This window comes from Streptomyces sp. NPDC002564, from assembly GCF_042889645.1.
Taxonomy (GTDB): domain Bacteria; phylum Actinomycetota; class Actinomycetes; order Streptomycetales; family Streptomycetaceae; genus Streptomyces.
This window is the reverse complement of the sequence record NZ_JBIARE010000006.1, coordinates 376,607-398,360: the sequence shown is the minus strand read 5'-3', so window position 1 is coordinate 398,360 and position 21,754 is coordinate 376,607. Positions and strand designations below refer to the sequence as shown.

Genomic DNA, 21,754 nt, shown 5'->3' with positions numbered 1-21,754 from the left:
TTCCCCCATTTTTGCTAGGCCGTACGCAGAAAGCGGTCGAGGACGCGGACGCCGAAGTGCAGCGCGTCGACGGGGACGCACTCGTCCACGCCGTGGAAGAGCGCCTGGTAGTCGAAGCCCTCCGGGGTCCGCAGCGGCGAGAAGCCGTAGCCGGTGATGCCGAGCCGCGAGAACTGCTTGGCGTCGGTTCCCCCCGACATGCAGTACGGCACGACGTGTCCCTCCGGTGCGAACTCCTCGACGGCCGCCCGCATCCGGCGGTAGGTGGGCGAGCCGACCGGCGCCTGCAGCGCCACCTCGCGGTGGTGGAACTCCCAGTCGACGTCAGGGCCGGTGAGTCGGTCAAGCGTGCGACGGAATTCGTCCTCGCCGCCGGGCAGGAAGCGTCCGTCGACGTAGGCGACGGCCTCGCCGGGGATCACGTTCACCTTGTAACCCGACTGCAGCATCGTCGGGTTGGCGCTGTTGCGGACGGTCGGCGCGACGAGGTCGGCGGTCGTGCCGAGCTTCTCCAGGAGGGCGTCCACGTCGAACCCGGGGGCCTCCGGATCGGTCTCCAGGCCGTAGAGCGTGGCCAGTTCGACGAGGGAGGCGCGCACGGTCGGGGTGAGCCGGACCGGCCAGCGGTGCTCGCCGATGCGGGCGATGGCGCCGGCCAGGCGGCTCACGGCGTTGGCGTGGTTGACCTTGGAGCCGTGGCCCGCCTTGCCGCGCGCGGTCAGCTTGAGCCAGCCGGTGCCGCGCTCCCCCGCCGCGATCGGGTAGATCTGATTGCCGCGCCCGTCGTGGAAGGTGAAGGCGCCCGACTCGCTGATGCCTTCCGTGCAGCCCTCGAAGAGCGCCGCGTGCCGGTCGGCGAGGAATCCGGAGCCGTCGACGGCGCTGGCCTCCTCGTCGGCGGTGAAGGCGATCACGAGGTCGCGCCGGGGACGCGTGCCGGTGCGCGCCCAGTGGCGTACGACCGACAGGATCATCGCGTCCATGTTCTTCATGTCGATGGCGCCGCGGCCCCACACGACGCCGTCGCGCACCTCGCCGGAGAAGGGGTGCACGCTCCAGTCGGCGGCCTCGGCGGGCACGACGTCCACGTGGCCGTGGACCAGCAGGGCGTCGGCCGAGGGGTCGGTGCCCTCGATGCGGGCGACGACGTTCGTGCGGCCCGGGGTGCGCTCCAGGAGCGTCGGCTCCAGACCGGCCCCGGCGAGGCGTTCGGCGGCGTACTCGGCGGCGGGCCGCTCGCGGCAGTCGCCGCCGCCCCGGTTGGTGGTGTCGATGCGGATCAGCTCGGAGGTGAACGTCACGACCTCGTCGAGCGCCCGCGCGTCCACCTGGCCCGCGGGCTCCTGTTCCTGCTGCTGGCTAGCCATACTGCTCCTCCACGGCGGCAGAGGCGATCGTCGTAACCGCCTTGAAGGTACGGATCCCCTCGTACATGGTCGCGCTGTCGTAGGCGACCGTCCGCTCCCCCGTACGGCGCACGCCCGGCACCACGGTGGCGGCCATCGACAGGTGCGCGGCGTCGAACTCGGCCTCGACGGTGAACGGACCGGCGTCCACCGGCGCGTGCCGCACGGCCAGCCCGGCGGCGTCCTTGGCGGCGGCCCGGATGTCGGAGGCGGTGCGGGCCGGGGGGCGGCAGACCGCCGCGTAGCGCGACACGTGGTCCTTGACCGCGACCTTCAGCGCGCCCGGCGCGTACCCGAGGGCGTCCTCGCAGGCCAGGTCGTCGCCGGTGACGAGGACCACGGGGACGCCGTACTCGGCGACGACGTGCGCGTTGAGCAGGCCCTCGCTGGCCCGTACGCCGTTCACCCAGACGCCGGTGATCTGGTTGGCGAGGTAGGTGTGGGCGAGGACGCCCTCCATCCCGGCGCCCGCGTGGTAGCCGAGGAACGCGATGCCGTCCACGTCGCCGTGCTGCACGCCCTCCACCATGGAGAGGGACTTGTGCCGTCCGGTGAGCATCTCGGCCCGCTCGTCCAGCTGCTCCAGCAGCAGATTGCGCATGGTCCAGTGCGCCTCGTTGATGAGGACCTCGTCGGCGCCGCCGTCGAAGAAGCCGCGCACGGCGGCGTTGACGTCCGAGGTGAACATCGCCCGGCACCGCTCCCACTGGGCGGTCCCGGGCAGCACGTCGGCGGGCCAGGTCACTCCCGTCGCGCCCTCCATGTCGGCGCTGATGAGGATCTTCATGCCGCGCCACGTTACGCGCGAATGAACGAGGCGACCAGGAAGCATCCCGACCGGCCGGTCCGGGAATCTAGCGGGCGGGCGTGCCGGGCGGGACGGCCGGTCGGATCACGACCGCCTGGGTGCGCACGCTCCCGCCGTGCCGGAAGGTCAGGACGAACGGGACCCGCTCGCCCAGGCGCAGCGGCGCGCGCAGGGTCGCCATGACGTCCAGGCCGTACGGGGACATGGTGAGGCCCTCGCCCGCCGGGACCGCGGCGGAGTCCACCATGCGCATCGAGGCGGCCGCGCGGCCGGTGGTCGTGTGCCGTCCCAGCATCACGTCGTCGAAGGCCGGCGACGTCACCTTGGTCAACCGGTCGTCGGAGCCTCCGGTGTTGGTGATGCGGAAGAACGCGGCGGTGTCCTCGGTGTCGCCGTACGGCAGGAAGACCGTGCCGCCCACGACCTCGACGCGTGCGGGGCTGCCCGCGGCGCCGGACGCCGTCCACGTGGTCAGCACGCCGAGGGCGACGGCGCAGGCCGCGACGGGCATGAGGGCGGCGTCGAGGGCGTCCCGGATCCGGCGCCGGGAGGGGCGCCAGGGGTGTGCTTCGTACGTCCGGTCGGTGGCGTCGGTCATCGGGTGCCTCCCCGCGTGCCGCGCGCCGCGCCGCGCCGTGGGCCGCCCGGTGCGGGGCCGCGGGCCGGCCGCCAGGTGCGCAGCCGCAGGCTGTTGCCGACGACCAGCAGCGAGCTGGCCGACATCGCCGCGGCGGCGACCATCGGATTGAGCAGGCCCACCGCGGCGAGCGGCACGGTCACGGCGTTGTAGCCGAAGGCCCAGGCGAGGTTGGTGCGGATCGTGGCGAGGGTGCGCCGGGCCAGGCGGACCGCGTCCGCGACGGCCTCGATGTCACCGCGCACCAGCGTCACGTCGGCGGCGCCGATCGCCACGTCGGTGCCGCCGCCCATGGCGATGCCGAGGTCGGCGCCGGCCAGCGCCGCCGCGTCGTTCACGCCGTCGCCGATGACCGCGACCCGGCGGCCGCGCGCCTTCTCCTCCCGGACCAGCGCGGCCTTGTCCTCGGGGGTGCAGCGGGCGTGCACGTCGTCGATGCCGAGGGCCGCGGCGACGGCGCGGGCGGTGGCCGTGCGGTCTCCGGTGGCGAGGACCGGGCGGACGCCCAGGCGGCGCAGCCGGTCCACGGCGCGGTAGCTGCCGGGCCGCACCGGGTCGCCGACCGCGATGACCGCCTGGGGCACGCCGTCGACCCGGACCAGGACGGGGGTGTGCGCGGCGGTCTCGGCCGCCGCGAGGGCGTCGCCGAGCGGGCCGGTCGGCGTGTCGCCCGGCTCGCGGACCTCCACGAGGTGCCCCTCCACCTCGCCGCGGACGCCCTGGCCGGGCAGGGCGCGGAACTCCCGTACGGCCGGGGGCGTCTCCCCGGGCCGGGTGCGCCGGGCGTACGCGGTGATCGCCCGGCCGAGCGGGTGTTCCGAGCCCCGTTCGACGGCCGCGGCGAGCCGCAGGGCCGCCGTCTCGCCGATGCCGTCGGGCGCCGCCGTGACCGCGGTGACGCTCATGTGTCCGGTGGTGAGGGTGCCGGTCTTGTCCAGGACGACGGTGTCGATGTGCCGCAGCGCTTCAAGGGCCTGCGGGCCGCGGACCAGGACACCGAGCTGGGCGCCCCGGCCGGTGGCGGCCATCAGGGCCGTGGGGGTGGCGAGGCCGAGCGCGCACGGGCAGGCGACGACGAGGACGGCCACACAGGCGGTGACGGCGGCCTGCGGGTCGGCTCCGGCGCCGAGCCAGAAGCCGAGCACGGTGACGGCGAGCGAGAGCACCACGGGCACGAACACCCCCGCCACCGCGTCGGCGAGCCGCTGGGCCCGCGCCTTGCCCGCCTGGGCCTCCGTCACCATGCGGGTGATGCGGGCGAGCCGGGTGTCCGCGCCGACGGCGGTGGCGCGGACGAGGAGCAGACCGCCCGCGTTGACCGCGCCGCCGGTGGCCTCGGAGCCCGGCCCGACCTCGACGGGTTCACTCTCGCCGGTGACCAGCGAGAGGTCCAGGGCGGAGCTGCCCTCCACCACGGCGCCGTCGGTGGCGACCCGTTCGCCGGGCCGCACGACGAAGACCTGATCCGCCCTCAGCCGGCCGAGCGGCACCAGGCGTTCGGTGCCGCCCTCGCGTACGGCGACGTCCTTGACCGTGAGTCCGGCCAGGGAACGCAGCGCCGCTCCGGTGCCGTGCCGGGCGCGCGCCTCCAGGAACCGTCCGGTGAGCACGAACAGCGGCACGCCGACGGCCGCCTCCAGGTAGACGTGCGCGGTGCCGTCGCCCGCGGAGGGCAGCAGGGTGAACGGCATCGTCATGCCGGGGACACCCGCGCCGCCGAGGAAGAGGGCGTACGCCGACCAGCCGAAGGAGGCCGCGACGCCGAGCGAGACCAGGGTGTCCATGGTCGCCGCGGAGTGCCGCAGGCCGCGCAGCGCGCGCACGTGGAACGGCCAGGAGCCCCAGGTGGCGACCGGTGCGGCGAGCGCGAAGCACAGCCACTGCCAGTTGCGGAACTGCAGGGCGGGCACCATGGACAGGACCAGGACGGGCACCGCGAGCAGCGCGGTGACCAGGAGTTGCTGCCACTCGCGGCGCCGCTCCTCCGGGTCGCCGGGCGCCGCCGGTTCCGTCGCCTCCTCGGGGTGTTCGTCCTCGGGGGGCGCGGGCAGTTCGGCCGTGTAGCCGGCCCGCTCGACGGAGGCGACGAGGTCGTCGGGGGTGATGTGCGGGGGGTGGCTGACGCGGGCCAGGCCGGTCGCGAGGTTCACCGTGGCGCTCACGCCGTCGAGCCTGCCGAGCCGCTTCTCGACCCGGTTCACGCAGGCGGCGCAGGTCATGCCGCCGACGGCGAGGTCGGTGGTGACGACGGCGTCCGCCGCTCCGGTGCCCATCAGTGCCCGCTCCCGTGCATGCCGCCCATGCCGCCGCCGTCCCCGCCGCCGGGTCCGGGGTCCGGCCCGGGGCCGGTCCCCGATTCGTGCATGCCGGGGGCGACCGGCCCCGCGGCGCCGCCCACGGCGTACGACACGGCGAAGAGCAGTGCCAGCAGCAGGAGGAAGCCGCAGAGCGCGGGCGGCGGCGCGAACCTCCGCACGGTGCCCTCGGCCCTGTGCCCGGTCTCCTCGGTCATCACCGCTCCGTTCCCGGCTCGTGCGAGGCACGGACCGGTCGGGCCGCGCCGCTCCAGGAGTCGGATCGGGGCGGCACCGAGTTCCCGGGTGGCCAGATCCTTGCACCTCCTGGCCATCTGGCCACTCGATCCGTGCGGGGGCGGCGGCCCACGATCGGAGCATGAAGATTCTCTGGATCAGCGCACATCCCGAGCACCGCTCGCTGGCCGGCTCCCTGATGACCGAGGGGCTGCGCACGCTGGCGGCGCACGGGCACGAGCACCGCACGTCGGACCTGTACCGCATGGGCTGGAAGGCCGTGGTGGACGCCGAGGACTTCGGGACCGGCGGCGCGCCGGGCCGGGAGCGCCTCTTCGTGGGGCCCGAGCAGGAACGGGCGTACCGGGAGCGGACGTTGAGCCCCGACATCCGCCGTGAGCAGGAGAAGATCGCCTGGGCGGACACGCTCGTCCTCCAGTTCCCCCTGTGGTGGTTCGGGCCGCCCGCGATCCTCAAGGGCTGGTTCGACCGTGTCCTCGTCCAGGGCTTCGGTTTCGGCGTCAAGGGGCCCGACGGCCGGACCCTGCGGTACGGGGACGGCGGGCTCGCCGGGAAGCGGGCCCTGATCGTCACGTCGGTCGGCGCGCGCGAGTCCGGCTTCGGGCCGCGCGGGATCCACGGCCAGTTGGACGAGGTGCTGTTCCCGCTGCTGCACGGCACGTTCTGGTACACCGGCATGTCCGCGCTCGCGCCGTTCGTGGTCTACGGCGCGGACCGCCTCACGGACGCGGACTACGCGCGGAACGCGGCGGCGCTCGGGGAGCGGCTGCGCACCCTGGACGACGAGGCGCCGCTGCCCTTCCACCACGAGCAGGGCGCCGCCTACGACGAGGAGTTGGTGCTGCGCCCCGACGTCGCGCCCGGCCGCTCCGGCCTCGGCGTCCACCGGGCGGCCTGAGCCGGGGGCCTGAGCGGCGGCCGGGGCGGGGGCCCGCCGTAGTCACCGCGCCCGCGCCCCGGCCGAGGGCGGCCGACCGCCCGTCGGACACCCGGTGGCACCGAAGCTCAGCGTCCGGTACACCGCGACCCCGCCCCCGAGCTCCGCGCACGCCTGCGCCGCGTCGGTGGCGCGGCGCGTGTACGCGGGGTCGGTGGCGTCGAGCAGCACGCCCAGGGTGGTCCCGCTGTGCCCGACGGCGACACCGAGGCCGCCGACCTCGCGGCAGACCGCCCGCAGGGGCTCCAACGCCCGCTTGTGGCGCAGGGGTTGGTTCATGAGGGCGCTGCGGGTGGCGACCCGGCCGACCTCCGCGAGGTCGCGGTGGCGCACGGCGCGGGTGAGGCGGGCGAGCAGGTCGGCGTAGGTGCGCCGGTCGGCGGGCGTGAACGGTTTCGGGACGCGGTTGAAGTCCACGGTGTCCACCGAGCCGCCCTCGTCGATGCCGACGACCGCCATGGCGGGCAGCGAGCCGAGGACCGAGCGGAGCCGGACGCTGCGGTGGTGGAAGGCGACGATGGCGGGGTAGAGCACGCCGTCGGTGGGTTCGATGCGGGACAGCAGGTGTTCGATCACGGCGGGCGGCATCGCGACGCCGAGGGCGCTGCCGACGGCCCGCGCGGTGGCGACCAGGTCGGCGGACGAGCTGGCGAGCCCCTTGCCCTCGGGAATGACGCTGCTGACGGTGAGCACGCCGCCGCGCGCGGCGGCGTCCCGGGGCGCCAAGTCCGCGATCATCCGGGCCAGTCGGAGCGCCTTCGTCTTGTGCGGGGGCCGGACCTCCAGCTCGCCCGACGCCGAGCCGGGCCGGAAGGTGGCCATCGTCCAGCGGGCGACGGGCAGCGTCACGAGGAAGTCGCCGTCCTCCTCCGGCAGCGCGCCCTGGAGCAGCTCGCCGAAGGTGCCGAAGGCGGTGCCCACCCCCGCCCCCGGCGGCATCCCCGGACGCGCCGGGCGGGACCCGGCCCCGGTCTCCTGGATCAGCTTCACGCGACTCCTCTCGACAGCGCGGTGCGACCGCCGCGGGTGCGCGGCACGGGGCACGCGGCACACGCGGCGGCAGCCCGCGGACAGCAGTGCGCCGAGCCTAACCGCTCTTGACAATCATTTTCATCTGGTGTGATGCTCTCGGCGTTCCCGGGGAGCGCCCGCAGCCGCCCCGGGCCCGCCCTGCCCGCACCGCCCCACGGGGGATCACAGCCATGCACGCACACATCGCGGAAGCGGTGAAGAAACCCGACCTCATATCCCTCGCACCGGATCTGGCCTGCCTCCGGTTCGAGACCATGAAGGTCTACTCGGCCCTCGGGGCCGTCCGGCACCTGCTTGAATCCGGCACCGTCCGGCCCGGCGACACCCTCGTCGACAGCTCCAGCGGCATCTACGCCCAGGCCCTCGCGCTCGCCTGCCACCGGTACGGGATGAAGTGCCACATCGTGGGCTCGACCACCGTGGACCGCTCGACCCGGGTGCAGCTGGAGATCCTCGGCGCCACGCTGGAACAGGTCGCGCCCTCCCGGGACCTGCGCCTCGACCAGGAGACCAGGGTGCGGCGCGTCGCCGAGATCCTGGCCGCCCACCCCTCGTACCACTGGATGCGGCAGTACCACGACGACATCCACTACCACGGCTACCGCGAGGTGGCCGACGAGCTCGACGCGGAGCTGCCCGCGGGCCCGCTCACGCTGGTCGGCGGCGTCGGGTCGGGCGCCTCGACCGGGGCCCTCGCCACCTATCTGCGCGCGGCGGGCCGAGACGTGTCGCTGGTGGGCGTGCAGCCCTTCGGCAGCGTCACCTTCGGCTCCGAACACGTCGCCGACCCGGACATGATCATCGCCGGGATCGGCAGCGCCATCGCCTTCCGCAACGTCCGGCACGAGCTGTACGACCGCGTGCACTGGGTGAACTTCGACAGTGCCGTGTCCGGGGCCGTCGCCCTGCTGCGCACCAGCGGCATCTTCGCCGGACTCTCGGCGGGCGCCGCCCACCTGGCCGCGCGGTGGGAACGGCTGCGGGACGCCTCACGCACCGCCGTCTTCATCGCGGCCGACACCGGCCACCGCTACGTCGACAGCGCCTACGCCCGGCATCGACAGGCCGCCGACATCGACACGTTGAAGCCGCACGAGATCACCTCGCTCGACGCGCTCCGGCACCCCTGGTCCACGACGTCCTGGCCGCCCGCCGGCCGCTGAACCACCCGCCCCCTCACCCCGGCCGTTCCGGCACCCGCCGGCCGTCCGGCAACCCAGGAAGACCCCCATGCCGCACCCCACCCCGCCCCGCACCGTCGCCGAGCTCACCGAGGCCGTCCTCGCGGGCGCGCACGGCCCCGACCCGGCCGACCTCACCGTCACCAGTGCCTTCTGGCTCTACCACACCACCCGGCTGGCCGGCGGCGACGTCACCTACCACAACCACTACCTGCTGCTGCGCGTCGGCGACTCCTTCGGCGCGTGCTCCTTCGAGGCAGGCGAACTCGCCCCCGGCTTCTGCGAGAACGCCTCGGGCCACTCCCTGGACAAGCTGCTGCGGGACGCCTCCGCGCCCGTGCGCACCGCCGCCCTCGACGCGTATCTCGCCCGGGTGCGCCCGCACCGCGGCGCCGACGACGCCGAGCGCGTCCTGCTGCCCACCGGCACCCCCGAGGTCCGCGCCGAGGCCCGCGACGCGGCGATCGCCGACCTCCTCGACCTCGCGCCCGGCACCCGCGTCGCCCTGATCGGCGTGGTCAACCCGCTCGTCGCGGCGATACGGGAGCGGGGCGGCGTCTGCCTGCCCTGCGACCTGAACCTGCGCACCACCGCGTGGGGCGATCCCGTGACCGACGACATGACCGAAGTCCTCGCCGGTGCCGACGCGGTGGTCGCCACCGGCATGACGCTCAGCAACGGCACCTTCGACCTGATCCTGCGCCACTGCGTCGAGCACCGCGTGCCGCTGGTCGTGTACGCGCAGAGCGGCAGCGCGGTCGCCCGCGCCTTCCTCGGCGCGGGCGTCACCGGCCTGAACGCGGAGCCGTTCACCTTTTCCCAGTTCAGCGCCGACGCCACCCCCATGTACCGCTACCGGGCCACCCTCACCGAAGGAGCCGCCGCGTGAGCGTCGAGACCGGCACCGGCAGGGCCGGGCAGGACGCGCTGCCCGGCGACCTGCGGATGGCCCGCGCCCTGTGGCCCGTGCTGCTCGCCTCGGCGGTGGGCCTGCTGCCCTTCACCGTCTTCAGCACGTACCTCGTGCCGATCGCCGACGAGGCGGGCAGCGGCGTCGCCGCGATGGGCGGCCTGCGCGGCCTCGGCGGCCTCGCCGCGCTCCTGGTCGGCACCGCGCTCGCCCCGCTCATCGACCGCGTCCCCAAGGAGTGGGCGGCGGCCGGGGCACTCGTCGCCCTCGGCGCGTCGGCGGCCCTCGGCGCCGCCGGGGACTTCGCGCTGCTCGCCGTGTTCTGCCTGCTGATCGGCGCGAGCACGGCCGTCCTGAACCCGGCGCTGACCGCGGCGGCCGCCGACCGCTTCGGCACCGGCAGGGCGGCCGGGCGCGCGGCGACGCTGGTCACGGCCACCCAGTCCATGACCGCCATGCTCGCCGCGCCCGTCATCGCCCTGCCCGCGCTGTTCTGGGGGTGGCAGGGCGACCTGCTCGGCGTGAGCGTGGTCTCGCTGCTGCTCGCGGCGGTCTTCGTGGCCCGGCACAGGAAGCGGCGCGCCCAGGAACCCGACGGCGCCGACGCGGCCGACCGCGAGCCGCGCCTGGGCTACCTCGCCTCCTTCCGGGCGCTCGGCGCGGTGCGCGGCGTGCTGCCGCTGCTGCTCGTCGCGCTGCTGCGGACCGCCGTCTTCATGGGGTACCTGTCCTACCTCGCCGCCTTCTACGAGCAGCGGTTCGACCTCGACGCCGGGCTCTTCGCGTTCGTGTGGACGCTGAGCGGCGCGTCGTTCTTCGTCAGCAACCTCCTCACCGGGCGGCTCACCAACTCCGACCGGCCGCGCGTCGGGACGGAGCGGATGCTCGCCGTCGGACTCGTCGCCGCCCTCGTCTCCGTCGTCGGCTTCTACTTCACGCACTGGCTGCCGCTGGCCCTGGCCCTGACCGCGCTGCACGCGGCGAGCCACGCGATCGTCGCCGCCTGCGTGGTCAGCCTGCTCGTACGGCGCTGCGGGACCGCCCTGCGCGGCTCGGCGCTGAGCGTCAATGCGGCCGGGATGAGCCTCGGCGTGTTCGCCGGCGCGGCGCTCGGCGGCGCGGGTCTCGGCCTGGCCGGCTACCCCGGCGTCGCCGTCGTCTTCGGCACCCTGGTCCTGGTCGCGCTCGGCGCCACCGTGCCGGTGCTGCGGGCGGGACGGTCCGCCGGGGCACCGACCGGGACGGACACCGCGTGAGCGCCCTCGCGCAGGCGCCGCCCGACGGCGCCCGGACCCCCCGCGCCCCGGTCCGGGAGCGCCTGGCCTCCCCCACGGCCCTGACTCTGACGTGCGTCGCGCTGTTCCTGCTGCTGGCCGCCTCCGTCGTCGTGGCGATCGGGCTCGGCGGGGCCGCCGTGCCGCCCGCCGAGACCGCCCGCCACCTGTGGGCGGCGCTCACCGGCGGCCGGGTCGCCGCCGACGAGGTGACGACGTACCAGATCGTCTGGCAGATCAGGACGCCGCGCGTGCTGCTCGCCGCGCTGGTCGGCGCCGGGCTCAGCGCGGTCGGTGTAGCCGTCCAGGCGATGGTGCGCAACGCGCTGGCCGACCCCTTCGTCCTCGGCGTCTCCTCGGGCGCGTCGGTGGGCGCGGTCGGCGTGACGGTGACCGGGGGCCTCGCGGCGCTCGGGGTGTACGCCGTGTCGGCGGGCGCGTTCGCCGGGGCGCTCGTCGCGTCCTTCCTCGTCTACGCGGCGTCCAGCGAGCGGGGCGCGCTCTCGCCGCTGCGCCTCGTCCTGACGGGTGTGGCGATGTCGCTCGGCTTCCAGGCCGTGATGAGCGTGATCATCTACTTCGCGCCGGACGGCGAGGCGACCGCCATGGTCCTGTACTGGACCATGGGCAGCTTCGGCGCGGCCGACTGGGGCGCGCTGCCCGTCGTCGCCGCGGTCGTGCTGCCGAGCCTGGTCGTGCTGCACCGGCACGGCAGGGCGCTGGACGTCCTGGCCCTCGGCGACGAGGCGGCCACCGGCCTGGGGGTGAGTCCGGACCGGCACCGCAGGAACCTGCTGGTGCTCGTCTCGCTGGTCACCGGCGTGATGGTCGCGGTGAGCGGCGCCATCAGCTTCGTCGGCCTGGTCATGCCGCATCTGGTGCGGATGGTCGTCGGCGCGGCGCACGCCCGGGTGCTGGCCGTCGCGCCCCTGGCCGGGGCGGTGTTCATGGTCTGGGTCGACCTGCTGTCCCGGACCGTGGTCGCGCCGCGCGAACTCCCGCTGGGCGTCCTCACCGCGCTCGTCGGGGTGCCGGTGTTCATCGCGCTGATGCGGCGCAGGAACCATGTGTTCGGGGGGCGTTGAGATGGACCTCCACCTCGACGACCTGGGTGTCGTCGTCGACGGCAGGAGCCTGGTCCGTGAACTGTCGCTCGCCGTGGGCGACGGCCAGGTCGTGGGCCTGGTCGGGCCGAACGGCAGCGGGAAGTCGACCGCGCTGCGCTGCGTGTACCGGGCGCTGCGGCCGACGACGGGCACGGTGCGGGTCGGCGGCGACGACATCGCCGGGCTCACCGTGCGCCGCAGCGCGCAGCTCGTCGCCGCGATGACGCAGGACGGCACGATCGGCCTGGACTTCACGGTCGAGGAGGTCGTGGCGCTGGGCCGGACCCCGCACCTGCGCGGCAACCAGGCCCTGGACGGGCGCGAACGCGCCCTGTGCGCACGGGCGATGGAGCGCCTGGACATCGCTCACCTGGCCACCCGCGGTGTCCTCACCCTGTCCGGCGGCGAACGCCAGCGCGTGCTCCTCGCGCGCGCCCTTGTCCAGGAACCACGGGTCCTCGTCCTCGACGAGCCGACCAACCACCTCGACGTACGCCACCAGATAGAGATCCTCTCGCACCTGCGCGGCGCCGGGCTCACCGTGCTGGTCGTGCTGCACGACCTCAACCTCGCGGCGGCCGTCTGCGACCGGATCGGCGTGCTGTCCCGCGGGCGCCTCGTGGCGTCGGGGACGCCCGCGGACGTGCTCACCGAGGAGCTGGCGGCCGAGGTGTTCGGCGTACGGGCACACGTCGTCCCGCACCCGCTGACGGGCGACCCGCAACTGCTCTACGCCCTCCACCCGACCCACTCCACGAGCTGAACCCCTTTCCTCCGCCTCCCCACCACCAGTCCCCCGCCCTCGGCCGTCCTCAGCATCCCTCGGCATTCCCCGGCCCTCTTTGAAAGGTACGACTCCTCATGCTCCCCACCAGATGGCTCGCGGCAGGCTCCGCGCTCGCGCTGACGCTGCTCACCGGCTGCGGCGCCGACATCGGCTCCGACGACGGCTCCGGCTCCGGCGGCAAGGCCGCGCGCACGGTCACCGTCGACCGCTGCGGTGAGCCCGTCCCGTACAAGGTCCCGCGGCGCGCGGTGGCGTACGAGGGCGGCAGCGCCGACAAGCTGTTCAGCCTCGGCCTGACCCGCCACGTGTACGGCTACGTCATGCCGCCCGCCAACCCGCCGGTGAGCGAATCGCCCTGGGCATCGGAGTACGCCAAGGTGAAGATGCTCGGCGACGACCTGCTGAACAAGGAGCAGGTCGTCGAGGCCAGGTCCGACTTCGTCGTGGCGGGCTGGAACTCCGGCTTCAGCGACCAGCGCGGAATCACCCCGAAGATCCTGGACAAGCTCGGCATCCAGAGCTTCCTGCACACCGAGAGCTGCTTCAACTACCCGGGCTTTCCGCAGAAGATGACCCCGTTCAAGGCGCTCTACAGCGACCTGGAGCGGCTCGGCAGGATCTTCCGCGTCGAGCGGCGGGCGGAGCGGGTCGTCGGCGACCTGAAGAAGCGGGTGGCGGCCGTGGCGGAGCGGGCACCCCGGAGCGGCAAGCGGGTGCCGGTCTTCCTCTACGACTCCGGCACCGACCAGCCGTTCACGGCCGGCAGCCAGGTCCCGCCCGACGACATCATCGAGACGGCGGGCGGCCGCAACATCTTCCACGGGCTCGACGAGCGCTGGACCCAGGCCAGTTGGGAGGCCGTGACCAAGGCCGAGCCCGAGGTGGTCATCATCTTCGACTACGGGGACCGGCCCGCGCGCGAGAAGATCGAGTTCCTGAAGAAGTCGCCGCACACGAAGGAGCTGCCCGCCGTGAAGAAGAACCGCTTCTTCGTCCTCGACTACAACGAGGGCATCAGCGGGCCGCGCACCATCGACGGCCTGGAGAAGTTCGGCGCGTACCTGCGCGGGCTGGACCGCTAGGGGGCGTCTCTCCGATCTTCGTGAACAGGCCGCGGCGTCTGGTGCGGTGCATCGCCGTGCGGCCGGGCCGCCCTCGTACTGGTGGTACGAGGGCGGCCCGGCCGTGCGGCGAGGTGCCGTGCCAGGCGTCGCGGACCCGCGAAGATCGGAGAGACGCCCCCTAGGGCCAGGGGAACGCGTCCAGCGCGTCGAGGCACCGCTCCGCCAGCGCGGCCGGACCCGCGGCGCCGTCCGCCGGGGCCGGGCCCGCGGCCCACGTCTCCACCGCGACCCGCACGGCCGCACTGGCGATGCCCGCCGCGAGGCGCAGCTCCAGGGGGCACCCCTCGGCGGCCGGGTCCCGTCCCGCGCGCTCGGCGAGGATCGTCAGGAGCGTCTGCTCCGAGGTGTGGCACGCGTCCGCCCACACCGAGCGCAGCGCCGCGCTCTCCGCGGACATGCGCAGCAGCGAGCGCACCCAGTCCAGGGACCCGGCCGCCACCGGGCCGTCCGCCGCGAGCGCATGCGTGACCGCATGCCGCAGCGCGGCCGCGACCGGGAGGTCCGCCGGGGCCGCGCGCACCGCCTCCGCCCACTGCTGGGCGCCCGCGGCGAAGAGCGGCGCCACCGACTCCTCCTTGGTCGCGAAGTAGCGGTAGAAGGTGCGCGGCGCGACGCCCGCCGCCCGGGCGATGTCCTCGGCGCGGGTGGCCCGCAGCCCGTCCGCGACGAAGAGCGCCGCCGCGGTGCGGGCGATGTCCAGGCGGGTCTCGTGCTTGCGGCGCTCGGTCAGCGAACTTGCGTGCATGCCAGGCAGGTTATGCCAGCCTCCGGACCGGGACCGGAAGGCACGTACTGCCTGTGTGGCAGAATCTGCCACCGAAAGAGCGCGGTGCGGGCAGCGCGCAGCGCGCACCCGGTGCGAGCAAGAGGTGGCAAACAGCGGTGCGTCGTCGGCAGTTCCTACTCCACACGGCCGGTCTCACCGGCGCCACCGCGCTCGGCACGGCCGGCCTCAGCGCCTGCTCCGCGGACACGAACACCCCGCTCAAGCTCCTCGTGGCCAGCTACGACAAGAGCGTGGGCTCCTCGATCGGCGACCAGTGGGGCAGCCTCATCGGCGCCTTCAGGAAGGCCCACCCGGACATCGAGGTCGACCTCGAACGCGTCCCGTTCGCCCAGCTCGACCGGACCCTGGCCCGGCGCGTGCGGGACGGCCACGCCCCGGACATCGCGCAGTCCAACTTCTTCGCGCCGTACGCGCAGGACGGCAAGCTCTACAAGGCCTCCGACATCTTCGACATCCGCACCGAGGGCGACTTCATCCGCTCGTACGCGGAGGCGGGGATGATCGACCGCGTCCAGTACGGGCTGCCCTTCCTGGCCAGCACCCCGCGCCTCTTCTACAACACGGCGCTCTTCAAGAAGGCCGGTGTGCGGGCCCCGGGCTCCTGGGCCGAACTGCGCGACGCGGCCAAGGCCTTGAAGGGGATCGGCGTGCCCACCCCCTACGGCCTCCAGCTCGGCCCGGAGGCCGCCGAGGACGAGGCGCTCGCCTGGCTGCTCGCGGACGGCGGCGGTTACGCGGGCCTGACCGGCTACGACTTCGCCAACCCGAGCAACGTCGACACCCTGACCTGGCTGCGCGACAACCTCGTCACGCCGGGCCTCGCGGGCCGCGACCCGAAGTCGCTGACGCGGACGGACGCGTACGCGCAGTTCCTGCGCGGGAAGATCGGCATGATGATCGCCCACCCGGTCCTGATGGGCGCGGCGGACCGGGCCGAGTTCCCCTACGCGCACGCCCCCTTCCCCAAGAAGCTGGGCGGCGCCGCGCCGCCCGTGGGGCTCAACGACTGGCTGATGGCGTTCCGGCAGAACGGGCGGCGCGAGCAGTGCGGCACGTTCCTCGGCTACCTGTACGGGCGCAAGTCCGCGCTGGCGTACGGCGGCGGGCAGTCCGCGCTGCCGGTGACGAGCTCGGCGGCCAAGGCGCTGCGCGAGAGCCCCCGTCAGCGGCCCCTGTGGGACTTCATCGACCAGATGCCGGTGGCGCAGTTCCAGCCGACGAACCTCGGCTCGTGGCCGAAGGTCAGGAGCGCGGTGCGGGCGCACATCGGCGAGGCGGTGGCCGAGGGCGCGAGGCCCAAGGCGGTGCTGGAGTCGCTGGACGCGGTGGCGGTGCGGGCCGAGCTTTAGCGCTCCGCTGGGTTGGGCGGGGGGGCTCTGTCTTCGGGTGCGGGTTTGTTCGTGGCTGGGCGCGCAGTTCCCCGCGCCCCTGAGAGGGCCCTGCGGGCCCCCCTTAAGGAGCCTGCGGGCCCCCCTTGAGGGGTCTGCGGGCCCCCTTCAGGGGGGTGCGGGTCAAGGGGTGAGGGCGGGCTCCTGGGTGGGGAGGTCCTGGGGGGTCGCTTCCACGTTCTGGCGGGGCTTGGACGGGAGGGCGAACATCAGGAAGAAGATGACGCCGAGGACGCCCGCCACCCACCACAGCGCGTTCTGGAAGCCGTCCACGAACTCCAGCGGGATGCGCTGCGGCGCGACCTGCTCGTCGATCACCCCGAAGAAGACCACCGACACCAGGCCGAGGCCGAGCGCGTTGCCCATCTGCTGCACGGTGTTGATCAGGCCGGACGCCGAACCGGCGTGCTCCCGCGGCACGTTCGAGAGGACCGCGTCCGTGATCGGGGCCACGATCAGGCCCATGCCGATCCCCATGACGACCAGCGGCAGCGCCATCTGCCACGAGGCGATGCCCGCCCCGTACCGGCCCGCCTCCCAGATGTAGATCAGCACGCCCGCGGCCATCGTCAGGGCGCCCGTCTGCAGCACCTTGCGGCCGAAGCGGGGCACGAGCTGCTGCACGGAGACGGCGGCCGCCGCCGAGACGGCGATGGAGAACGGCACCCCGGTCAGACCGGCGCGCAGCGCGCTCCAGCCGAGACCGACCTGCATGTACAGCGTCCAGACCAGGAAGAAGATGCCGAGCGCGACACCGAAGACGGTCTGCACCGCGATGCCCGCGGCGAAGCTCTTCACCTTGAACAGCGACAGCTCCACGAGCGGCGAACCGTCCTTCGCGGTCTTGCGCCGCTCGTACGCGACGAGCGCGGCGAAGACGACCAGCGAGCCGGCCATCATGACGTGACCCCACACCGGCCAGTGCAGCTCGCGCCCGCGGGTGAGCGGGTAGAGCATCATCAGCAGGCCGAGCGTGACCAGGACGACGCCGACGAGGTCGAGCTTGAGCGCCCGGGGCGCCCTGGACTCGGTGATGAACTTCCGGCCGAGGATGATGCCCGCGATGCCCACCGGCAGGTTGATGAGGAAGATCGGCCGCCATTCGAGGCCGAAGATGTTCCACTCGGTCAGCAGCGCGCCCAGCAGCGGCCCGGAGACCGCGCCGAGGCCGACGACCATGCCGAACAGGCCGAAGACCTTGCCGCGCTCGTGCGCCGGGAAGGTCGCGTGCACGATCGAGAGCACCTGCGGCACCATCATCGCGGCCATGGCGCCCTGCAGGATCCGCGAGGCGACCAGCATCTCCGGGTTCACCGCGAAGCCGCAGAGCGCGGAGGCGACGGTGAATCCGGTGATGCCTATGAGGAACAGCCGCTTGCGCCCGTGGATGTCGCCGAGGCGCCCGCCGGTGATGAGGCCGGCGGCGAACGCTAGGGCGTACCCCGCGGTGATCCACTGGATCTGGCTGAACGTGGCGCCCTCGTCCCGCTGGATGGACGGGATCGCGATGTTGACGATCGTGACGTCGACGAGGTCCATGAAGGCCGCGGTCATCACGATGGCGAGGGCGAACCAGCGCCGCCGGTCACCGGCGGCCGCCGGTGCCCCGGGGGCGGAAGTGGTGCTGGGTGAAGTCATGGCGCAAGGCTAGAGGCCATATAGGCCAGGGTGTGACCTAGTTGTCCGGCATCCTGTGCGGCATGACGACGGACGGCACGACCTCGGCCGGCACCGACACCCCGGCCCGCCTCTTCCAGCTCCTCTCCCTGCTCCAGACGCCCCGCGAGTGGCCGGGCGCCGAGCTCTCCGAGCGGCTCGGCGTGAGCAGGCGCACGGTACGGCGCGACATCGACCGGCTGCGGGACCTGGGCTATCCGGTGCGGGCCAGCCAGGGCGCGGCGGGCGGCTACCGCCTGGTCGCGGGCAAGGCGATGCCCCCGCTGGTCCTGGACGACGAGGAGGCGGTGGCCATCGCGGTGGGCCTGCGGGCCGGGGCGGGGCACGCGGTGGAGGGCGTGGAGGAGGCGTCGGTACGGGCGCTCGCCAAGCTGGAACAGGTCCTGCCCGCCCGCCTGCGGCACCGGGTCTCCGCGCTGCAGATCGCCACGATGCCGTTGACCGGCGGGGACGGGGCGAGCATCGCGCCGGAGACGCTGACGGTGATGGCGTCGGCCGCGGCGGGGCACGAGCGCCTGCGGTTCGCCTACCGCGCGGGGGACGGGACGCGGACGCGTCGCCTCACCGAGCCGTACCGCCTGGTCTCGACGGGGCGCCGCTGGTACCTGGTGGCGTACGACATCGACCGTGAGGACTGGCGCACGTTCCGGGTGGACCGGGTGAGCGAGCCGTTCGCGACGGGGGCGCGGTTCGTGGAGCGGGAGCTGCCGAAGGGGGACGCGGCGGAGTTCCTGCGCGAGAAGGTCTACAGCGGGCGGCCCTCGTACGACGTGGACGTCTCGTTCGCGGCACCCGCGGCGTTCGTCGCGGCGCGGTTGCCTGCGGCGCTGGGGCCGCTGGAGCCTCTGGGCGAGGACTCCTGTCGGCTGCGTTGCGTGGCGTCCGACTCCGTCGAGTGGCTGGCGATCCGGCTCGCGGTCCTCGACTGCGATTTCGTGGCCCATGGGCCTGAGGAACTGGTCCAGTGCGTGCGGGACTTGGGCGAGAGACTGACCCGGGCTGCGCCCGGCCCCTGAGGGTTCCCGGGCGCGGGTCCGCCGGCGCCGTCTGCGCAGTTCCCCGCGCCCCTGGGAAGGACTCGCCTCCCCCGGCCGACGGGTGCGGGTTGGGTGTGGCTGATCGCGCAGTTCCCCGCGCCCCTGAAAAGAGCCCGCTTGCCCCGGACGTCGAGTGCGGGTCCGCTGTGGCCGTTCGCGCAGTTCCCCGCGCCCCTGGGAAGGACTCGCTTGCCCCGGTCGTTGGGTGCGGGTTGGGTGTGGCTGGGCGCGCAGTTCCTCGCGCCCCTGGACAGAGCTCGCCCACCGCGGTCGGTAGCGGTGCGCCCCCACCGGGGCGCGCTGCCGAACGAGGTCGGCCCGTGGGGACAAAGGGCGGGTGGGTGGGAAAGGATCGCGCGAAGCGCGTGTTGGGGGGCGCGTCGCGTTCGCGCAAGAGGAACCCCGGTGCCGGGCGGGGGGGACACCGGGGCGCCGAGCCAGGGGGGACCGTCCAAGGCCGGCCGCCTAGGCCGCCGCGTCGAACCCCGTATCCCGCGCCAGCTTCTTCAGCTCGAGGAGCGCGTGCTTCTCGATCTGCCGGATCCGCTCACGGGTCAGCCCGTGCTCCTTGCCGACCTCCGTCAGCGTCCGCTCCCGGCCGTCCTCGATGCCGTACCGCATCTTGATGATGGACGCCGTGCGCTGGTCGAGGCGGCCGATCAGGCCGTCGAGCTCCTCGCTGCGCAGCAGCGACAGGACGGACTGCTCGGGCGAGACCGCGGAGGTGTCCTCCAGGAGGTCACCGAACTGCGTGTCGCCGTCGTCGTCCACGCCCATGTTCAGCGAGACGGGGTCGCGGGCCCAGTCCAGGACGTCCGTGACGCGCTCGGGCGTCGAGGACAGCTCCTTGGCGATCTCCGCGGGCTCCGGCTCGCGGCCGTTCTCCCGGTTGAACTCGCGCTGGACGCGGCGGATGCGGCCGAGCTCCTCGACCAGGTGGACGGGGAGGCGGATGGTGCGGGACTGGTCGGCTATGGACCGGGTGATGGCCTGGCGGATCCACCACGTGGCGTACGTGGAGAACTTGAAGCCCTTGGCGTAGTCGAACTTCTCGACGGCGCGCACCAGGCCCGCGTTCCCCTCCTGGATGAGGTCGAGGAGGGGGAGGCCGCTGCGCGGGTACCGGCGGGCGACCGCGACGACCAGGCGGAGGTTCGAGCGGATGAAGACGTCCTTGGCGCGCTCACCGTCGGCCACGAGGGCGTCGAGCTCGTCGCGGTCCGCGGTGACCTTGCTGTCCTCGACCTCGCCGTCCAGGATCTTCCTGGCGTAGACCCCCGCTTCGATGATCTGCGAGAGCTCCACTTCCTTGGCGGCGTCGAGCAGCGGTGTGCGGGCGATCTCGTCGAGGTACATGCCGACCAGGTCGCGGTCGGCGATCTCCCCGCCTACGGCGCGAACACTGCGTGCCGCGTCGGTCTCGCCGGAGGCGGCGGACTTACGACGGGCGACGGCACGGGTTGCCATGCGTGCTCCCTTGCGATCTATGGGGTTCCTGGTCGGCCCATTTCTGGGGCCTCTGTGGTGGATGGCACACCCTCGGGTGCCCTGCATCCGATGGAAACAACGACTGGAATCCGGACAGAATTCCCAAGCCGCCCATCTTTTTTCCGGACGGTGCAGTACCCTGTCGCGGCGCAGGGGGAGGCGGGATGCCGTCGGAACGTACAGAGGTGCAGGTCAGGCCCGAAATCGAGGCCGCTCCGACGGCCCTGGCGGACCCCTGCAACCGCTTCGTACGTGAGACGGCCGTCACCTTTGACACCACCGCCCTCCGACCGGAGGGGCGCCACTCCCGGCCGCCCTCCCACTCGGAAGACGGCCCGCGTCGCCCGATGGTTGCCCGCGCGCCACATTCCGGCCCGCGCCCCCGGCCGGCTGCGCGGGTGCGCTACCAGTAGCGCCTATCCGGCCCCGGCCCGCTTACTCCCGCCCCTTCCCCACTTCTTGCCTTCTCGCCCTCTCGCCTTCTCGCCTTCCTGACCCCGCTCCCGACCCCGCCCTGCGACCTAGGGCCCGCGCCCGATCCGTACCGGCAGCCGGGCCGCCTACCGTCCTCGCATGTCCGATTCCACGGGAACCCTCGACGAAGCCCTGCAGCGCCTGCACGCCTCCGGCCCCGAGCGGCTGGGGCGGCTCACCAACCACGCCCCGATGGCCGTCGAGGCGCTCGCCGCGCGCGGGCGGCCCGATGCGGTCCACCGGTGGCTGGATCTTTACGCTCCCAAGTTGGAGGAGTTCCCCTCCCCGGTCGAGCCCGTGACCGACGGCAACTGGCGCGAGGCCCTCGGTGATCATCGCCGGGCGGCGGACTGGATCACCTACTTCGAACGCCGGATCACCGGGGCCGCCGGGGAGGCCCGGCCCTGGCGCGACGTCCTCGCCGAGTGGTGGCCGCGGCTGCTGCCCGGCCTGTACGGCGGTTCGACGCACCCGGTGATCCGGGTGGGCCACGCCGTGCGGACGCTGGCGGCGGGCGGTGCGACCGAGCCGCGCCTCGCCGAGCTCGCGCACGGCCTCGGCTACTGGGCCGCCCGGCACCATCCCGTCACCGGTCTCGCGCCGCTGACCGGGGCGGTGGGGGCGGCGGACGCGCTGGACGCGGTGCCGCCGATCGCGGACCGGGCGACGGGCGGCTTCCCCGCGCGGCTCGGGCGGGTCGAGGCGCTCCCGGTGTGGGCCGCGTCGGTGACCGGACCCGAGGAGGCGCGGCGCCGGCTCACCGAGCTGGTGCGGGCGGCCACGCACCGGTACGCCACGCACGGGCACGGCGAGCCGACGATGCTGGTGCACGCGGCGACCGCGCCGAACGCCCTGCTGCGGGCGCTGCCCGCGCTGCCGCGGGCGCTGTGGGTGCCGAGCCTGCGGGCCGCGTGGACCGCGTCGGCCGCGGTCACCGCGATGTACGCGCCGGACGAGGCGGTGCCGTACGGGACGGTGTCGTCACCGGGGGCGGTGCCGGCACCGGAGCGCGAGGAGGTCTTCGAGCGGGCGCTCGCGCACGGGGACGAGCACGTCATCAAGTTCGCGGACACGGCGCTGGACGTCGGGGACGGGCGGGCGGCCGTAGCCGCGCTGCGGGCGGTGGAGCTGAGCGACCCGGCCGCCTGA

19 protein-coding genes are annotated in these 21,754 nt (G+C 73.9%); 10 read left to right on the top strand and 9 right to left on the bottom strand.

Annotated features, from left to right (window positions below; translation table 11 throughout):
• Positions 1–14 precede the first annotated feature (14 nt).
• From ACFYXE_RS23425 to ACFYXE_RS23405, 5 genes are all read right to left on the bottom strand, one after another.
• Positions 15–1,367: a M20/M25/M40 family metallo-hydrolase gene (locus tag ACFYXE_RS23425; RefSeq protein WP_389315235.1), complete on the bottom strand. Its 1,353-nt coding sequence runs from the start codon at positions 1,365–1,367 to the stop codon at positions 15–17.
• Complete coding sequence (locus tag ACFYXE_RS23420) at positions 1,360–2,193, bottom strand: M55 family metallopeptidase (RefSeq protein ID WP_389315233.1); 834 nt, start codon at positions 2,191–2,193, stop codon at positions 1,360–1,362. The genes ACFYXE_RS23425 and ACFYXE_RS23420 overlap by 8 nt, the downstream gene beginning before the upstream one ends.
• A 67-nt stretch (positions 2,194–2,260) precedes the next feature.
• Positions 2,261–2,812 carry a copper chaperone PCu(A)C gene (locus tag ACFYXE_RS23415; RefSeq protein WP_389315231.1) on the bottom strand — a complete coding sequence of 184 codons (552 nt, stop codon included), beginning with the start codon at positions 2,810–2,812 and terminating at the stop codon, positions 2,261–2,263.
• Positions 2,809–5,124, bottom strand: coding sequence for a heavy metal translocating P-type ATPase (locus ACFYXE_RS23410; protein WP_389315229.1), 2,316 nt, complete (start codon positions 5,122–5,124; stop codon positions 2,809–2,811). The genes ACFYXE_RS23415 and ACFYXE_RS23410 overlap by 4 nt, the downstream gene beginning before the upstream one ends.
• Positions 5,124–5,363 carry a hypothetical protein gene (locus ACFYXE_RS23405; RefSeq protein WP_389315227.1) on the bottom strand — a complete coding sequence of 80 codons (240 nt, stop codon included), beginning with the start codon at positions 5,361–5,363 and terminating at the stop codon, positions 5,124–5,126. The genes ACFYXE_RS23410 and ACFYXE_RS23405 overlap by 1 nt, the downstream gene beginning before the upstream one ends.
• A 161-nt stretch (positions 5,364–5,524) precedes the next feature.
• Between ACFYXE_RS23405 and ACFYXE_RS23400 the strand changes: the two genes are divergently transcribed.
• Positions 5,525–6,301, top strand: a complete 777-nt coding sequence (locus ACFYXE_RS23400; protein ID WP_389315225.1) for an NAD(P)H-dependent oxidoreductase — start codon at positions 5,525–5,527, stop codon at positions 6,299–6,301.
• A 42-nt stretch (positions 6,302–6,343) separates the two neighbouring features.
• Here ACFYXE_RS23400 and ACFYXE_RS23395 read toward each other — a convergent pair whose 3' ends face one another.
• Complete coding sequence (locus ACFYXE_RS23395; RefSeq protein WP_389315554.1) at positions 6,344–7,279, bottom strand: kinase; 936 nt, start codon at positions 7,277–7,279, stop codon at positions 6,344–6,346.
• Between the two features lie 263 nt (positions 7,280–7,542).
• Here ACFYXE_RS23395 and ACFYXE_RS23390 point away from each other — a divergent pair, with 263 nt between their 5' ends.
• The 6 genes from ACFYXE_RS23390 to ACFYXE_RS23365 all read left to right on the top strand — a co-directional run bounded on the left by ACFYXE_RS23390 (position 7,543) and on the right by ACFYXE_RS23365 (position 13,712).
• Positions 7,543–8,535: a pyridoxal-phosphate dependent enzyme gene (locus ACFYXE_RS23390; protein WP_389315223.1), complete on the top strand. Its 993-nt coding sequence runs from the start codon at positions 7,543–7,545 to the stop codon at positions 8,533–8,535.
• A 67-nt stretch (positions 8,536–8,602) separates the two neighbouring features.
• Positions 8,603–9,442, top strand: a complete 840-nt coding sequence (locus ACFYXE_RS23385) for a Rossmann-like domain-containing protein (protein ID WP_389315221.1) — start codon at positions 8,603–8,605, stop codon at positions 9,440–9,442.
• A gap of 56 nt (positions 9,443–9,498) precedes the next feature.
• Positions 9,499–10,719 (top strand): MFS transporter, encoded by a 1,221-nt coding sequence (locus ACFYXE_RS23380; RefSeq protein ID WP_389315552.1) that lies wholly within the window; start codon positions 9,499–9,501, stop codon positions 10,717–10,719.
• A 62-nt stretch (positions 10,720–10,781) separates the two neighbouring features.
• Complete coding sequence (locus ACFYXE_RS23375; RefSeq protein WP_389315550.1) at positions 10,782–11,822, top strand: FecCD family ABC transporter permease; 1,041 nt, start codon at positions 10,782–10,784, stop codon at positions 11,820–11,822.
• 1 nt (position 11,823) lies between these two features.
• Positions 11,824–12,606 (top strand): ABC transporter ATP-binding protein, encoded by a 783-nt coding sequence (locus ACFYXE_RS23370; protein ID WP_361175100.1) that lies wholly within the window; start codon positions 11,824–11,826, stop codon positions 12,604–12,606.
• Between the two features lie 98 nt (positions 12,607–12,704).
• On the top strand, positions 12,705–13,712 hold the full coding sequence (locus tag ACFYXE_RS23365) for an ABC transporter substrate-binding protein (RefSeq protein ID WP_389315218.1): 1,008 nt from the start codon (positions 12,705–12,707) through the stop codon (positions 13,710–13,712).
• Between the two features lie 160 nt (positions 13,713–13,872).
• Here the strand turns inward: ACFYXE_RS23365 and ACFYXE_RS23360 are convergent, their stop codons facing one another.
• The gene (locus ACFYXE_RS23360) at positions 13,873–14,499 is read right to left on the bottom strand and encodes a TetR family transcriptional regulator (protein ID WP_389315216.1); all 627 of its coding nucleotides are present in this window, start codon (positions 14,497–14,499) and stop codon (positions 13,873–13,875) included.
• Between the two features lie 137 nt (positions 14,500–14,636).
• Here ACFYXE_RS23360 and ACFYXE_RS23355 point away from each other — a divergent pair, with 137 nt between their 5' ends.
• On the top strand, positions 14,637–15,890 hold the full coding sequence (locus ACFYXE_RS23355; protein WP_389315214.1) for an extracellular solute-binding protein: 1,254 nt from the start codon (positions 14,637–14,639) through the stop codon (positions 15,888–15,890).
• A gap of 162 nt (positions 15,891–16,052) precedes the next feature.
• Here the strand turns inward: ACFYXE_RS23355 and ACFYXE_RS23350 are convergent, their stop codons facing one another.
• Positions 16,053–17,567 (bottom strand): MFS transporter, encoded by a 1,515-nt coding sequence (locus tag ACFYXE_RS23350; protein WP_361177538.1) that lies wholly within the window; start codon positions 17,565–17,567, stop codon positions 16,053–16,055.
• 62 nt (positions 17,568–17,629) lie between these two features.
• On the opposite strand from ACFYXE_RS23350, the gene ACFYXE_RS23345 reads away from it, so the two are divergent.
• Positions 17,630–18,622 carry a helix-turn-helix transcriptional regulator gene (locus tag ACFYXE_RS23345; RefSeq protein WP_389315211.1) on the top strand — a complete coding sequence of 331 codons (993 nt, stop codon included), beginning with the start codon at positions 17,630–17,632 and terminating at the stop codon, positions 18,620–18,622.
• Positions 18,623–19,108: 486 nt separating this feature from the next.
• Here ACFYXE_RS23345 and ACFYXE_RS23340 read toward each other — a convergent pair whose 3' ends face one another.
• Entirely contained in the window at positions 19,109–20,110 is a 1,002-nt protein-coding gene (locus ACFYXE_RS23340) for a sigma-70 family RNA polymerase sigma factor (RefSeq protein ID WP_361177534.1), read from the bottom strand.
• Positions 20,111–20,704: 594 nt separating this feature from the next.
• Here ACFYXE_RS23340 and ACFYXE_RS23335 point away from each other — a divergent pair.
• Complete coding sequence (locus ACFYXE_RS23335; RefSeq protein ID WP_389315208.1) at positions 20,705–21,754, top strand: questin oxidase family protein; 1,050 nt, start codon at positions 20,705–20,707, stop codon at positions 21,752–21,754.

Bases quoted from the DNA above. Each gene is read 5' to 3' on its own strand.
- ACFYXE_RS23425 (WP_389315235.1), bottom strand. From the start codon at position 1,367: ATGGCTAGCCAGCAGCAGGAACAGGAGCCCGCGGGCCAGGTGGACGCG.
- ACFYXE_RS23420 (WP_389315233.1), bottom strand. From the start codon at position 2,193: ATGAAGATCCTCATCAGCGCCGACATGGAGGGCGCGACGGGAGTGACC.
- ACFYXE_RS23415 (WP_389315231.1), bottom strand. From the start codon at position 2,812: ATGACCGACGCCACCGACCGGACGTACGAAGCACACCCCTGGCGCCCC.
- ACFYXE_RS23410 (WP_389315229.1), bottom strand. From the start codon at position 5,124: ATGGGCACCGGAGCGGCGGACGCCGTCGTCACCACCGACCTCGCCGTC.
- ACFYXE_RS23405 (WP_389315227.1), bottom strand. From the start codon at position 5,363: ATGACCGAGGAGACCGGGCACAGGGCCGAGGGCACCGTGCGGAGGTTC.
- ACFYXE_RS23400 (WP_389315225.1), top strand. From the start codon at position 5,525: ATGAAGATTCTCTGGATCAGCGCACATCCCGAGCACCGCTCGCTGGCC.
- ACFYXE_RS23395 (WP_389315554.1), bottom strand. From the start codon at position 7,279: ATGCCGCCGGGGGCGGGGGTGGGCACCGCCTTCGGCACCTTCGGCGAG.
- ACFYXE_RS23390 (WP_389315223.1), top strand. From the start codon at position 7,543: ATGCACGCACACATCGCGGAAGCGGTGAAGAAACCCGACCTCATATCC.
- ACFYXE_RS23385 (WP_389315221.1), top strand. From the start codon at position 8,603: ATGCCGCACCCCACCCCGCCCCGCACCGTCGCCGAGCTCACCGAGGCC.
- ACFYXE_RS23380 (WP_389315552.1), top strand. From the start codon at position 9,499: ATGGCCCGCGCCCTGTGGCCCGTGCTGCTCGCCTCGGCGGTGGGCCTG.
- ACFYXE_RS23370 (WP_361175100.1), top strand. From the start codon at position 11,824: ATGGACCTCCACCTCGACGACCTGGGTGTCGTCGTCGACGGCAGGAGC.
- ACFYXE_RS23365 (WP_389315218.1), top strand. From the start codon at position 12,705: ATGCTCCCCACCAGATGGCTCGCGGCAGGCTCCGCGCTCGCGCTGACG.
- ACFYXE_RS23360 (WP_389315216.1), bottom strand. From the start codon at position 14,499: ATGCACGCAAGTTCGCTGACCGAGCGCCGCAAGCACGAGACCCGCCTG.
- ACFYXE_RS23350 (WP_361177538.1), bottom strand. From the start codon at position 17,567: ATGACTTCACCCAGCACCACTTCCGCCCCCGGGGCACCGGCGGCCGCC.
- ACFYXE_RS23345 (WP_389315211.1), top strand. From the start codon at position 17,630: ATGACGACGGACGGCACGACCTCGGCCGGCACCGACACCCCGGCCCGC.
- ACFYXE_RS23340 (WP_361177534.1), bottom strand. From the start codon at position 20,110: ATGGCAACCCGTGCCGTCGCCCGTCGTAAGTCCGCCGCCTCCGGCGAG.
- ACFYXE_RS23335 (WP_389315208.1), top strand. From the start codon at position 20,705: ATGTCCGATTCCACGGGAACCCTCGACGAAGCCCTGCAGCGCCTGCAC.